A 14420-nucleotide genomic window follows, 5' to 3' on the forward strand; every position below is an offset into this window, starting at 1 on the left:
ATTACAGTCCCAGTCCGTTCACCCACTCCTGAACCTCCGCTTCGTCCGGGCTGGAACTGAATCTCTGTCCTTCCTGCCAGTCTCCGGTGCCTGCCAGATCGGCCAGCAGATTTCCACTGTCACCAATTCCAGAAGAAGCGGAAGTACAGAACGGGATCACCGTCTTGCCTGTGAAATCATTATTTTCTACAAAAGAATCTACGGGCCATGCGGCTATTCCCCACCAGATCGGATATCCGATAAACACTGTGTCATAAGAATCCCAGTTATCCACCGTTGTAGAAACCAGTTCCACATCTCTTTGATCCTCATTCTCGTATTCCTGGGTCACTCGGCTGTCATCGTTAGTCCAGTCCAGATCTTCGTCCGTGTATGGATCTGCCGGCTCCAGTTCAAAAAGGTCGCCTCCTGCCGCATCCGCGATCATATTGGCCGCCTCCTCTGTATTACCAGTAGCGGAATAATAAACCACCAGCACATTTCCAGATCCGGCAGCAGCATCAGATGTATCTTCCGCCTCATCCTGGGGTTCTTCCTGGGCCGTCTGTTCCTGACTGTCCTCCTGGCTGCTCTGCGTATCAGAACCGCAGCCAGCCAGCATACCTGCCGCCAACACGCATGCCGTCATCATTGCCATCAGTTTCTTTCCTTTCATAAATATCACTGCTCCTTTCAGACTTCCTGATCCTAACCTTTCCTCTGTTGCTAGTATATCCGAAAGAAACAGCATATGGAATTATCCATTTGTTATCCAGTAGAAACCCCAGGGTAAATGCCAAATCCACGGTTCTCCGATCACTGAGCCCATTTCCAGTCATTTCCCACGCCTGCGCCTATCTCAAAATGATATTTTGCGATTCCAAGATCCACTTTTGTATAGAAACCGGCCTTTGTTTTGGCCGCCACCTGATCTTCCTTAAGCACAAAATAGAACTTCTGCTGGTTCATGGCCGTAGGCGCAAGCTGGGCCGCTTCTACTCCCGCCCGGAACCACTGGGGCATCTGGCCGTTTACCTGACAGAGTTCTTCCACTTTCTTTACCTTATGGGAAACTCCCTGGTTTACACCATACCCAATGGAAATGACACAGCACAGCTTTTCTCCGGCTTTCACTTCATAAGCCCCCTTGATCTTGCTGTAGGTCATTGCTGCCCAGCAGGAATTCATTCCAAGCCGCTGCGCCAGCAGAACTAGCCTTTCTCCATAATATCCGCAGGTTTCTTCTAATTTCGGCCCTTTCTTTCCAATCAGGGCAATATAATTCTTCACTCCGCTGAACTTACCATAATGTGCCATAAAACCGTCAAACGCTTTCGGTTCATCTGTGACCAGTTGGATGTGAAGGCCGCTCTCTTTATTGCAGGCATCTATCTCCCGCTGAAGTTTCTCTGCCGCCTCTTTTTCTATCCGCTGATCTGTATACTGCCGCACACTATGGCGCTGTTTCATTGCTTCCATGATCTCCATCCTTATTCCTCCATCCTTCAAACAAAAGTTGACAAAAACTATTTTCTCAAAGTAGAATGTGAGATAATCGTATCACATTAACAAAACCGTTACAACGGAATCAACTGATACAAAACCATAGAAAATGTTTCATATTATTCAGGAGGGCATCTATGGATAAACGAAAAGAAGCCAATATGCGGGTTAAAAAAAGCATATCTGAAGCCTTATTCCGCTTGCTGGAAGAAAATCTATGCCCAGCACTTCTATTGAAAGATACCGTTTATACATCTACATAGGAGCTCTGTACAACACCGCGCTTATGTGGCTGAAAAGCGGGAAAAAAGAAAGCATTGACGAGATCACGGATTTGTTCTATCGCTCAGTGTTCCACGGATTCTCCGCCACATAAATACCGACAGGATGATGGCGATATAGTCTGTCAGAGACTGTCCAAGGATCACGCCTTCCAGGCCAAACAGCGCCCGCAGAAGATACAGCAGCGGAATCAGCAGGATCCCCTGTCTCAGCACGGACAGCACCGTGGCCGGAAAGGCATGGCCCACCGACTGCATACAGTTCATATTCACAAAAAGTATCCCGATCACCGGACCGGACAGCATATAGGCCACCAGCATCTCCACACCGTAAGCGATCACTTCCTCATCACTGATAAACAGACGGATGATCGGCTCCCGGAATACAAAATACAATACTGTTGCGGCCACACCTGCCGCCAGGCAGCATTTCTTGGTATAGGATTCCACACCCCGGAACCGCTTAATATTGCCGGAACCATAATTGTATCCCAGAAGGGGCTGTACTCCATTGGCCAGGCCCATTTGGAGAAATGTAATGAACATATTTGCCTTAAACACGATGCCGATAGCAGCCACCGGATCATTGCCATAGACCACCAGAAGCTGGTTCAGCACAATGGTGGACACGCTCATCAGCGCGGAAAAGATTGCTGTGGGAAGACCGGAGGAACAGGTCTTGGTCAGGATGCCCTGTCTGACCGTAAAGTCTCTCCATCGGATGGAAAGCACCCGGCTTTTCTTCAGGAAATACCACAGGTAATAAACGCTTGCCAGCACATTCCCAATGGTAGTCGCAATGGCTGCCCCGGCTGTTCCCTGATCCAGCACAGAAATGAAGATGGGGTCCAGCACGATATTCGCGATGGTTCCGATCATGCTTCCCACCATGGCTTCTTTACTTGCGCCTTCCGCCCGGACGATAAAGCTTGCCGCCGCCGACCAGATGATAAATGGAGCTCCATATGAGATATGGAAGGTATAGCCTCTGGCAAATTCATAAGTTTCCACGTTGGCTCCAAACAATGTCAGGATCGGGTCCATGAAAAGAATCATGACTGCCGCCGCAAGGATGCCCAGAAACAGAGACGCATAGGTCACAAAAGCCGCAGCGTTCTTCGCCCTTTTCTCATCTTTCGCTCCCAGCGCCACAGACAGTACCGCGCTTCCGCCCATTCCCAGCATATTGGCGAACGCCATCAGAAGGATAAAGATCGGGTTCGTCAGACTGACCGCCGCCACCTGGAGCGGATCCCCCGTCTGTCCTACGAAAAAGGTGTCCGCCATATTATAGACCACCGTCACCAGACTGCTGATCACACTGGGCACCGCCATCTTCATGACCGCTTTGGAAATCTTCAGCTCTCCCATCAATTCATGTTCATCCATATTACAATTCCTCCTGTTCCAGATTTTCCAGCATTTTTTTCGTAATCTTCATAAAGATATCCTGCTCTTCCCCAGTGATCCCCCTAAGCAGGATACTTTCAGAACGTTGGATCTCTCTTCTTAGTACGCTGCGGATCTCTTCCGCTTTTTTTGTAAATACGATCTTTTTATACCGCCCGTCCTGCTTGTCGGGCACCCGGACGATCAGCTCTTCCTTTTCCAGATTCTTCAATACTTCTGTCGCCGTGGAAGGCCTTAAGTCAAACTCTTTTTCTATGTCTTTCTGATAGACGCTGCGCTTCTCGCTCTCGATCAGGATATAGTCCAGGATATTCCCTTTTGCTCCGGTGATCCCTATTGTTTCCTGTGCTTTCTGGGATCTGCGCCGCAGACGGTTGGAAATCCGGTTGATCATCTTCCCTGTTTCCATGTTTTCTCCTTCTGTCTCTATCTTTTATTTACTTCGGTTCCTAAGTATTTTAATGCAGATCTGCGCCAATGTCAACAAAAAGAACAGAGGGACTAAGTAAGCCTCAAGTCCTCTCTGTTCTTTCAAACTTTTTGTCCTGTCACTCTTCTCTGCCGTTCCTGTCAGAGTTTTTTTACAAACAACGCCCGGATCGCGTTCAGCACCGCCAGGATCATCACGCCCACATCGGCGAAGATGGCCAGCCACATATTGGCGATTCCCAGAGCCCCAAGGGCCAGGCAGATCAGCTTTACGCCAATAGCAAATACAATGTTCTGATAGACGATCCCCAGGCATTTCCGGGAAATCTTGATCGCCTTAGAGATCTTTATGGGATCATCATCCATCAGAACCACATCCGCCGCCTCAATAGCCGCGTCTGAACCCATGGCTCCCATTGCGATACCGATGTCGGCCCGGCCAAGTACCGGCGCGTCGTTTATGCCGTCTCCCACAAATGCCAGTTTCTCTTTCTCAGATTTGCCGGCGATCAGCTCTTCCACCTTCTCTACTTTGTCGACCGGGAGCAGTTCACTGTATACTTCATCAATCCCAAGTTCTCCCGCCACCTGATCCGCTACCTTATTAATATCCCCCGTCAGCATCACTGTCCTGTCCACACCTGCCGCCTTTAATTCCCGGACAGCCTCCTTGGAATGAGGCTTCAGGACATCCGAGATCAGGATGTGTCCCGCGTAAGTCCCATCGATGGCAATATGGATGATCGTCCCCACACTGCGGCAGTTGATATAAGACACTCCCAGATGTTCCATTAATTTATCATTGCCGGCCGCCACTTCGTGGCCGTCCACTTTCGCCGTCACGCCATTTCCGCTGATTTCCCGGATATCCGTTACACGAGAACGATCGATCTCTTTTCCGTAAGCCTTCTGAATACTCTTGCTGATGGGATGGGAGGAAGCGCTTTCCGCCAGGGCGGCGTACTCGATCAGCTTTTCTTCTTCTATCTCGTTATGATGGACCCCATTCACCTGGAAGACGCCCTGGGTCAGCGTCCCGGTTTTATCAAAGACAACGATCCTGGTCTGGGACAAGGTTTCCAGATAGTTTGACCCTTTCACCAAGACACCCGCATTGCTGGCTCCTCCGATCCCCGCAAAGAAACTTAAGGGGATACTGATCACAAGCGCGCAGGGACAGCTGATCACCAGGAAGGTCAGCGCCCGATAGATCCAGGTATCCCAATCCGCCGGAAGTCCCATACCGGCCATCCGTACCAGCGGCGGAAGGAACGCCAGCGCCAATGCGGCATAACACACCGCCGGCGTATAGATCCTGGCGAATTTGGAGATAAATTCTTCAGATCTGGACTTGCGGGAACTGGCGTTCTCTACCAAATCCAGGATCTTAGAAACCGTAGACTCTCCAAATTCTTTCGTTGTCCTCACCTTCAATACGCCTGTCATATTGATGCAGCCGCTGATGATCTCATCCCCGGCGGAAGCATCTCTTGGAAGGCTCTCGCCTGTAAGCGCGCTGGTATTTAAAGTGGTGGTCCCTTCCACGATGATTCCGTCAATGGGCACCTTCTCTCCCGGCTGTACCACGATCACCGTGCCGATCTCCACTTCGTCCGGATCTATCTTTTCCAATTTCCCATCACACTCCACATTGGCGTAATCCGGCCGGATATCCATCAGCTCACTGATGTTGCGCCGGCTTTTTCCTACCGCGTAACTCTGGAACAGTTCTCCAACCTGATAGAACAGCATGACCGCGATGGCTTCCGTGTAGTCCCCATTCTGCTCGTAAAGAGCGATGGCGATCGCGCCTGCCGTGGCCACGGCCATCAGAAAATTTTCGTCAAATACCTGCCGGTTGCGGATTCCCTTCAAAGCCTTTAATAAAATATCATACCCAATGATCAGATAGGGAATCAGATATAATCCCAGTTTTGCCAGCCCTGTGACCGGGACAAAATTCAGCCCCACCAGAAGGGCCGCCGCTGTCAGGATACGTGCCAGCATCTTTTTCTGCTTTTTGTTCATGTCTTTTCTCCCACAATAATTTAATATATGCTTAATAGTTTATTTATTATTTCTGGAAGAGCACCCTCAGAAGATGGCTCTTCATCTTCCAGGGTGCGCCGCATTTTCTATCGGATCAGAGATAGATCTCACAGTCGTCTTCTACTTTCTTACAGTTTTTCAATACTTCCTTCATGACTGCCTTTGGCTCCTGTCCTTCTTCGAATTCCACGATCATCTTGAGCATCATGAAGTTAACGGTGGCATCTTTAACACCTGCTGTATTTTTCGCCGCCTCTTCCATCTTATTCGCGCAGTTTGCACAGTCCACGTCAATCTTATATGTCTTCTTCATTTCCTCTTCTCCTTCTTTGAATGATAACTTTTTAATAATTAAGTATTTGTTTAATTGTTGATTCCATTATATGCACGTACAGAGGAAAAGTCAATACCTTTTTGATCTCTTTTTTAGTTGCATAGTTTCCAGACCTATACTAGAATAATTTATAAGATGCCAGGGTCTAAAGGCATAGCGGATTCTTTTGATCCAGCATCATCTATAAAGGAGGTCGTGCTTAATGACAGACAAGAAATTACCTCATGATCACGGACAGAAAATCGAACGGGAACTGGAACATATGCCTGGCACAGAGGCATTTCAGACGGTAGCAGACATCTTCAAGCAGATGGGCGACGGAAGCCGTGTGCGTATCTTTTGGCTTCTCTGCCACTGCGAAGAATGTGTCATCAACATTTCTTCTATGGTGGACATGAGCAGTCCCGCAGTCTCCCACCATCTCAGACAGCTAAAGACCAGCGGTCTGATCACCAGCCGCAGAGAGGGCAAAGAGGTCTATTATAAAGCGGCCGAAACACAGCAGGCGCAGCTTCTGCATCATGTGATCGAGCAGGTCATGGAGATTGCCTGTCCTTCCGCGTAAGCCGCGCCTGATTATTTTATAGATTCAATGACCGCTTTGTTCAGCGGTTCAGGATTTCCATGAATTCTTCCCCGGTGATCGTCTCTCTCTCATACAGGAAGCGCGCCAGTTCGTCCAATTTTTCTTTATTTTCCATCAGGATCATACCGGCTTTTTCATGTTGTTTCTTTACCAGTCCAATAACCTGGCGGTCGATTTCCGCCTGTGTCTCAGCCGCGCACGCTAAAGACGCATCGCCGCCCAGATATTGATTGTTCACTGTTTCCAGGGCCACCATATCAAAATCCTTACTCATACCATACCGCGAGATCATTCCCCTGGCCAGTTTGGTGGCCTGTTCGATATCATTGGAAGCGCCCGTGGTAATGGTTCCAAATACCAATTCCTCTGCCGCCCTGCCTCCGGTCAGGGTAGCGATCTTATTCTCCAGCTCTTCTTTGGACATCAGATAGTGATTGCCCTCGTCCACCTGCATGGTATACCCAAGAGCTCCTGAAGTCCTTGGGATAATGGTGATCTTCTGCACAGGCGCCGAATGGTTCTGCCTCGCGGCCACCAGAGCATGTCCTACTTCATGATAAGCAACCGTCCATTTTTCTCTATCTGTAAGAATGGCGTTCTTTTTCTGATATCCCGCGATCACCGTCTCTATACTCTCTTCCATGTCTGCTTCTGTGGCAAAACGCCGTCCGTCCCGGACCGCCCGCAGGGCCGCTTCATTTACGATATTAGCAAGCTCCGCTCCGGATGCTCCTGAAGCCATACGGGCAATCTTCCCAAAGTCCACATCGTCCGCTGCTTTGATCTTCTTCGCATGTACTCTCAAGATTTCTTCCCGGCCTTTCAGATCCGGCAGTTCCACTGGAACCCGGCGGTCAAATCTTCCCGGGCGGGTCAGCGCCGGATCAAGTGCCTCCGGCCGGTTGGTAGCCGCAAGGATGATGACTCCCGCATTGCCTTCGAAACCATCCATCTCTGTCAGAAGCTGATTTAAAGTCTGTTCCCGCTCATCATTTCCTCCATACTGACCGTCTCTCTTCTTTCCAATGGCATCGATCTCATCAATAAATACAATGCATGGGGCTTTTTCTTCCGCCTGCTTAAAAAGATCCCGGACTTTAGAAGCCCCCATTCCTACAAACATTTCTACAAACTCAGATCCAGAGATAGAGAAAAACGGCACATTCGCTTCTCCTGCCACGGCTTTGGCCAGCATCGTCTTCCCGGTTCCGGGAGGGCCTACCAGCAGGATTCCCTTGGGCATAGACGCTCCGATCTCCTTATATTTCTTGGGGTCGTGCAGGTATTCTACGATCTCCGACAGATTTTCCTTTGCCTCATCCTCTCCCGCCACATCGGAAAATTTGATTCCGTCCGAAGACTTCACATAGATCTTGGCATTGGATTTTCCCATACCAAACATCATAGAATTCTTTCCGCCCGCGTTTTTCATCAATCTACTGGACATATACTGACCAAGCGCGATAAAGATCACAATAGGAAGGACCCAGGACAGCAGAAAACTGGTCAATGGCGACATCTGTTCAATAATCTCACTGGCAAACTCCGCATGCGCATCATGAAGACGGTCCACCAGACCCGGATCATCCATCACACCGGTCTTATAAACATGTTTCTCTTCCTTATCCGTAAACAGGATTTGGTTCTCTTGGATCTCTACCCGGCCAATTTCCTGATTTTCCGTCATATCCATAAAGGTGTCATACCCTACTTCTTCAACAGAACGCTGGGCTGCCCATGGCATGAACAAAAGATTAAAAAGCAGGAGAACCAGAATCACGATCCCATAATAATAATAGAGTGGTTTTTTTCGGTTTTTTTATCTCTTGCATCCAATTCCTCCTATTCAGCTATGCCGGATGTCTTTCTTTCCATAATCGATCCGCCGTTGGTTTCCAGTTATCCGCGTATGGCTCACACTTATCGCAAAGATGATCAGCTGTCTCCGGATCCTGATAATCCGTATTGACTGCTCCTGTCTCTTTTACCAGCGCCCGCAGCCGTTCTGGGTTCTCCAGCATAGGGCAGGGCCGCAGATGGTTGCTGTTAAAGGGCTGGTTATCATGATACGCTTGGAAGATCGGGCTTTTCAATGCTTCCAAAAGGGTACAGTCATGGATGTTCACATTGGAATAGTGGATAAATACACAAGGTTCCACAGCCCCTTTTGCGTTAATATGCAGATAACGCCTCCCTCCGGCGATGCAGCCGCCTACATACTCGCCGTCATTCTGGAAGTCCATGCCAAAGATTGGTTTGGTCTGACGGTAATGGCGGATCCTGCGGTACATCTCTTCTCTTTGCTCCGGTGTGGGGAGCAGTTCCGGCGCGGCCGCGTTTCCTACCGGCATATAATGGAAATACCAGATGAACAAAGCCCCGTTTTCGATGATCATATCATAGAATTTTTCGCTGCTGATGTCTTCAAAATTCTTGCTGGTATAGCAGGCAGAGATTCCAAAAGGCAGTTTATTTTTTTTCAAAAGTTCCATCGCATGGGTTACCTTCTGGTAAACGCCCGCTCCTCTTCTTCCATCGTTGGCTTCTTCAAATCCTTCCAGACTGATGGCTGGGACGAAATTCTTTACCCGGAGCATCTCCTGACAGAACGCATCGTCGATCAACGTGCCGTTAGTAAAAGCCAGGAACTCACAATCCGGATGCATCTCGCACAGGCGGATCAGATCTTTCTTGCGTACCATTGGTTCTCCGCCTGTGTAAATATACATATAGGTTCCCATTTCCTTGCCCTGTCGGATGATCGAATCGATGGTCTCCAGGCTTAAGTTCAGCTTATGTCCATACTCTGCCGCCCAACACCCCGTACAGCGCAGGTTGCAGGCCGAAGTCGGATCCAGAAGAATGGCCCATGGCACATTGCAGTTATTCTTTTCCGCTGTCTCTTCCTGGAGAGCGCTTCCTTTTAAGCTGGCATTCAGGATAAAGTTTTCAAAAAAAGTTTCCCGCACACCCGGGTCCAATTCATACAATCTCAGGATCAACTGATACCAGTTCCCCTTCTCTTCAATTCCTTTCCGGATAGCGCGGCGCTGGCTTTCATACCATCCCTCCGGCGAAAACCGGTCCACCAGTTCCATTAATTTAGGAATATTCTCTTCTGGATTTTTTTCCAGATAATGCAACGCCTGTTTAATTCCAAAATCTTTTAAACTCTTTGGTATCGTCATGATTATAAAACTCCTTTCTCCCGTGGTATTCCCCGTTTGAAATAAAGAATCCCTTTTTTCAACTCTATTTTATGAGCAGAATTTCAAAAAATCACCGGACATTCACGGCACAATGGGAAAAATTCCGACAAATTCAGAAAGTGTTACATTTTTGGACAGATCTTCCGATTTGTCCCTTTTTTCACAGATCACCCGTGAGTATACTGAGAAATAGATGAGAAAGGATAACAGCAGAAAGGTGGAAGAAACATGGAACACACAATTTCTTCATCCTTGATTGAAACATTTGTGCGGGAAAAAGTCGTCACATTAAAAGAGAACCCGGAACGCGCCAGCAGAAATATGGTGGATCTGGCGCTTCATTTTTCCAAGGACGGATTTCAGAAAAATTTTCTTAAAATTGCCCAGCGGATGCTGCAGGATGAGAACAGCGGATATTACCGCTTGATCCGGGATGTTTTCACCCACGTTGCTTCCGAACATCTTGTCACTTTTGGAATGAATCTTGGCTACCACAGTTTTACCAAGGGCGCAAAGCAGATCCGGCAGGAAGAGGCCGATCTGGGATTTCACATTCCCTGGTCCATCGCTCTGCTTGCTGATGGAAAAATCTGGGAATCGGACTCCCCCTCTTACCGTTCTCTATTCCAACAGGGACAGAATCTTGGCATCTATACCTGGCTGCTGCTCTCCCAAAGGAATCCGGAACAGCTCCTGCCACTGATCCAGGAAACGAAGGACTGCGCTTTCTTTCTCTTCTGTTCCCCCGAAAGTATTACAGATTCTTTTCTGGAAAGCGCTGTTTCTATCAACAATCTGATGGTGTCTGTAGAGTACGGCGCCGCCGCCCCGCATGCCTGCGGCCTCCTGCGGGACAGGGAAATGCTCTACTCTCTCTATGTGCCTTATAACGAGGAGGATATCCCCGATCTGAAAAAGGGAGATTTCTTATGGGATCTATCAGAGCTTTACCCCGCTTTCGCTTTCCTTCTGCCGCGGCAAGTTTCTCCAAAGCTTTCGGAAGAACTTTATCAATTTATTTTGGAAACGCGGAATCAGCTTGAATGTCGGACGGTTCCTTTAGAAGCCCATGATTGGGACCGGATCGATCAGATTTTCTCTGGAAATTCATTGGCGGTCTTTTTCAACCAGCGAGGGGATCTTTTTTCCAGAGACGGATTTCTATATCCGGATTCTATGAATTTCCACCAGGCTCCTCTGCGTCAGATCCTAAGAAATATGAGCCGCGCCTGAGGATATGTCTATCAGTCAAAAAAAGCAGGAGGCAGTACAATTTTCTTGTATTGCTTCCTGCTTTTTACAAATCCAGTTCTTCGTCATTGACCGCGTATTCTGCGATGGCTTTCACTGAACAGCGAAGCATGGTGACAAATTCATCCGGCTTCGCGCAGTCTTTATCCGCAAGCCATCGTTCAATGGAGCCAAGAAACGCATCCGTATAAAAATTGATCTGGAATTCCAAATATACCGGATCCGTCAAGATCTTTTCTAAAAAATCACGCAGGGCAGACTTAAGGAGCATCCGGAAATGTTCGACAAAGGAATTCTGGCCTTCAATCTGCAGCGCTCTTCGATAAAAAGATCTATTCTCATAAAAGTACTCGCACAAAACCTCCATGAATTCCCAGGGCCGTCTCTCTTCCTGCGTATTTGCTATAGAAAAAAATTCCACGTCAAAAATCCAGTTTACCAGATCATACTTGTCACGAAAGTGATAGTAGAAGCTCTTTCGATTCATCTCACAGCGCTCGCAGATATCGGATACACTGATCTTAGAAAAAGGCATCTGCTCCATCAATTCTTTGAGCGCAGAAGCCAGCGCCCGCTTTGTAATGTTGGAATCTGCCACGTCTAGCTCTCTCCTTTCTGTGATGTCAGATGATCAGCATAGCGTCCCCAAAAGAGAAAAACCGGTATCTCTCCCGCACCGCCTTCTCATAAGCGGCCAATACATGTGCTCTCCCCGCAAGAGCTGATACCAGCATGATCAGCGTGGATTCCGGAAGATGGAAATTCGTGATCAGTCCATCCAAAATCTTGAACCGGTAACCCGGATAAATGAAAATATCCGTCCATCCGCTGCAAGCCTTCAAGTGTCCCGTTTCATCCGCCGCGGACTCTACCGTCCGGCAGCTGGTAGTCCCCACACAGATCACCCGGTGGCCGCTGTCCTTCGCCTGGTTGATCTTCCGGGCCGCCTCTTCCTCGATCTGGTAGAATTCCGAGTGCATATGGTGGTCGGTGATCTCTTCCACTTTCACTGGGCGGAAGGTTCCAAGCCCTACATGGAGGGTCACATGGGCAATCTGGATTCCTTTCTTCTCGATCTGTTCCAGCAGCTCCGGCGTAAAATGCAGTCCAGCGGTAGGCGCCGCCGCGGAACCGGAATGTTCTGCGTACACGGTATTGTACCGGTCCTTATCTTTCAACTGGTGGGTGATATAGGGAGGCAGAGGCATCTGGCCCAACTGGTCCAGGATTTCCTCAAAAATCCCATCGTATGTAAATTGGATCAAGCGATTGCCTTCTTCTACGATATCCACTACTTCCCCTGTGAGAAGGCCATCCCCAAAACTGATCTTTGTGCCCAATTTTGCCTTTTTCCCTGGTTTTACCAGGGTTTCCCATATGTTATTTTCTTTCCGTTTCAGAAGAAGGATCTCGATCTTGGCGCCGGTACCTTCTTTTGCCCCGATCAGCCGGGCCGGTATGACCTTTGTGTCATTAATGACCAGACAGTCTCCTTCTTCCAGGAAATCCGCGATCTCCCGAAACCCATGATGGGAAACAGCCCCAGACTTCTTATCTAACACAAGAAGTCTGGAGCTGGAGCGATCTTCCAAAGGATCCTGGGCGATCAGTTCCTGGGGCAGTTCATAATAAAAATCCTGTCGTTTCATGTATCCAAAGTCCCTTCTTTATGGTGTCAGCGCTCTAAGCTCACACCGTCTCGTCATTTCAGCTTTCGCTTGTCTCTCCCCGGCCTTTCTCCTCATTTTCTCTTGCAGGCGCCGCCTCCGGCGCTGGAGGATTTCCCGGCATCGGATTCATCCCCTGGGGCGGTACCGGACCGTTCCCCGGCATCGGATTCATCCCCTGGGGCGGTACTGGGCCGTTTCCCGGCATTGGATTCATCCCCTGGGGCGGTACTGGGCCGTTTCCCGGCATTGGATTCATCCCTTGGGCAGGCGCTTGATATACAGGGTAGACTTTGATGCGTTTCGCATAGATGACTCTTGTATCACAAAGCATATCATGAAATCCTCTTTTTTGTCCATCCCATCCTGCCACCATATAGCCAATCCCTACTGAAAGTCCGCACAGAAACCGGCCTACAGTTTCCCGATATACAATATCCAAAAGCCGGAGACTTCCTCCTTCCTGAGCGCTGACCACCCGCAGGTTCATAGCCTTCTTCCCAAGGGTGGTCCCGGTCAGCCAGGTGCATAAGATAAAATACAGCACCTGGAAGATATACAGAAGGATATCTTTTAATGTATAATGAAAAAGGATATTTCCTCCAAGGACCGTTCCTTCCAGCAAAGCCATAATCCCTGACAGAAAAAGCCGCACCGCCAGAAGCGCCAGGAATACGACTGCGCTGTCAATACAGTAAGCGGCCAGCCGTACCCAGAATCCCGCATAGGTCAGTTCTGTATTACTGTAATTGTTCCGCATAATACATGGGCACCCCGCTTTCCATCTCAGCCGCGGTCTCTGTCAATATCTGAGCCTCGGATTTTGGCACCAGGTCTTTGATTTCAGCCAGCAGAGAACTCAGCATATCAGAAGTACTCTCTAATTCATAGAATTCGTCTACCCCAAGCTCTTCACTCATAGCTTCCTTCATATCCTCATATAACGCGATCTCATCGATCAATCCATTTTCCTTGGCCTGTTTTGCCGTATAGGTCCTGCCGTCTGCCAAGGCTCTTACCGCATCTGCCGACATTCCCCTGCCTTCCGACACGATCTCCACAAACCGGGAGTAATATTCGTCCACCTGCTCCTGGTAGATTGCGATCTGCTCGTCTGTAAGCTGGGAACTGTCTTTATTCTCTCCGCTGGTAATGCTGACATAGCGGATACCCAATTTTTCATATAATCCTGTCAGATCATACCCGGACATGATCACACCAATGGAACCAGTCACCGTATTGGGATTGGCGTAGATCTTATCTGCCGCCACAGAAGTCATATAGCCGCCGGATGCGGCATAGTGGCTCATATAATCCCAGATAGGGCGGCCTGTGGTCTCTTTATACTCTGTCAGTTTCAGGTATAATTCTTCCGACTCATAGACCGTTCCGCCGGGAGAGTCCACATAGAGCAGAATCCCTTTATTGTTGGGATCCGCCATCAGCCGGTCGATATACTCCATGGTGGTGGTATGCTGGTACCCTTCCGCCGCTGCGAAAAGACTGGTAGATTCCGTTTGCTCCTGGATCGTCCCCTCCACTTTCACAACAGCGATATAATCGCTCATAGGCGCGTTAAATTCATAGTTGCCGGTAAGCATGTTTCCTACACTTTGGTCCACAAGCTTCTGTGAGAAAGCGTTCGTCAGTACGCTGGATACTCCCACGGCAATAAACAGGACCGCCGCCACTACAAGACCAATGATCTGCTTTTTCTTCATC

At 48.8% G+C, this 14420-nt stretch carries 14 protein-coding genes; 2 read left to right on the forward strand and 12 right to left on the reverse strand.

The genetic code is table 11. The features are described 5' to 3' along the window. Nucleotide 1: 1 nt before the first annotated feature. The 6 genes from FND36_12005 to FND36_12030 form a co-directional block, all read right to left on the reverse strand. Entirely contained in the window at nt 2–655 is a 654-nt protein-coding gene (locus FND36_12005; GenBank protein QDW74693.1) for a flavodoxin, read from the reverse strand. Between the two features lie 140 nt (nt 656–795). Beyond that, complete coding sequence (locus FND36_12010; protein QDW74694.1) at nt 796–1467, reverse strand: nitroreductase; 672 nt, start codon at nt 1465–1467, stop codon at nt 796–798. A 341-nt stretch (nt 1468–1808) separates the two neighbouring features. Continuing rightward, entirely contained in the window at nt 1809–3152 is a 1344-nt protein-coding gene (locus FND36_12015) for an MATE family efflux transporter (GenBank protein QDW74695.1), read from the reverse strand. Nucleotide 3153: 1 nt separating this feature from the next. Then, nucleotides 3154–3582, reverse strand: coding sequence for a MarR family transcriptional regulator (locus FND36_12020; GenBank protein ID QDW74696.1), 429 nt, complete (start codon nt 3580–3582; stop codon nt 3154–3156). A gap of 161 nt (nt 3583–3743) precedes the next feature. Further along, nucleotides 3744–5630, reverse strand: coding sequence for a cadmium-translocating P-type ATPase (gene cadA, locus FND36_12025; protein QDW74697.1), 1887 nt, complete (start codon nt 5628–5630; stop codon nt 3744–3746). A gap of 115 nt (nt 5631–5745) precedes the next feature. Next, complete coding sequence (locus FND36_12030; GenBank protein ID QDW74698.1) at nt 5746–5964, reverse strand: heavy-metal-associated domain-containing protein; 219 nt, start codon at nt 5962–5964, stop codon at nt 5746–5748. A gap of 223 nt (nt 5965–6187) precedes the next feature. Here FND36_12030 and FND36_12035 point away from each other — a divergent pair, with 223 nt between their 5' ends. Next, nucleotides 6188–6550, forward strand: a complete 363-nt coding sequence (locus tag FND36_12035; protein QDW74699.1) for a winged helix-turn-helix transcriptional regulator — start codon at nt 6188–6190, stop codon at nt 6548–6550. A 40-nt stretch (nt 6551–6590) separates the two neighbouring features. Here FND36_12035 and hflB read toward each other — a convergent pair whose 3' ends face one another. Next, entirely contained in the window at nt 6591–8354 is a 1764-nt protein-coding gene (hflB, locus tag FND36_12040) for an ATP-dependent zinc metalloprotease FtsH (GenBank protein ID QDW74700.1), read from the reverse strand. 67 nt (nt 8355–8421) lie between these two features. Further along, nucleotides 8422–9759, reverse strand: coding sequence for a radical SAM protein (locus FND36_12045; GenBank protein ID QDW74701.1), 1338 nt, complete (start codon nt 9757–9759; stop codon nt 8422–8424). Between the two features lie 249 nt (nt 9760–10008). Between FND36_12045 and FND36_12050 the strand changes: the two genes are divergently transcribed. Continuing rightward, nucleotides 10009–11013: a hypothetical protein gene (locus FND36_12050; GenBank protein QDW74702.1), complete on the forward strand. Its 1005-nt coding sequence runs from the start codon at nt 10009–10011 to the stop codon at nt 11011–11013. A 64-nt stretch (nt 11014–11077) separates the two neighbouring features. Here FND36_12050 and FND36_12055 read toward each other — a convergent pair whose 3' ends face one another. The 4 genes from FND36_12055 to sppA all read right to left on the reverse strand — a co-directional run bounded on the left by FND36_12055 (nt 11078) and on the right by sppA (nt 14419). Beyond that, entirely contained in the window at nt 11078–11575 is a 498-nt protein-coding gene (locus tag FND36_12055) for a TetR family transcriptional regulator (GenBank protein QDW75624.1), read from the reverse strand. Nucleotides 11576–11654: 79 nt separating this feature from the next. Further along, complete coding sequence (gene queA, locus FND36_12060) at nt 11655–12680, reverse strand: tRNA preQ1(34) S-adenosylmethionine ribosyltransferase-isomerase QueA (GenBank protein ID QDW74703.1); 1026 nt, start codon at nt 12678–12680, stop codon at nt 11655–11657. Between the two features lie 58 nt (nt 12681–12738). Further along, nucleotides 12739–13458, reverse strand: a complete 720-nt coding sequence (locus tag FND36_12065) for an RDD family protein (protein ID QDW74704.1) — start codon at nt 13456–13458, stop codon at nt 12739–12741. Continuing rightward, nucleotides 13439–14419, reverse strand: a complete 981-nt coding sequence (gene sppA / locus FND36_12070; protein ID QDW75625.1) for a signal peptide peptidase SppA — start codon at nt 14417–14419, stop codon at nt 13439–13441. The genes FND36_12065 and sppA overlap by 20 nt, the downstream gene beginning before the upstream one ends. Between the last annotated feature and the right edge of the window lies 1 nt (nt 14420).

Source organism: Lachnospiraceae bacterium KGMB03038 (assembly GCA_007361935.1).
Lineage (GTDB): Bacteria > Bacillota > Clostridia > Lachnospirales > Lachnospiraceae > Massilistercora.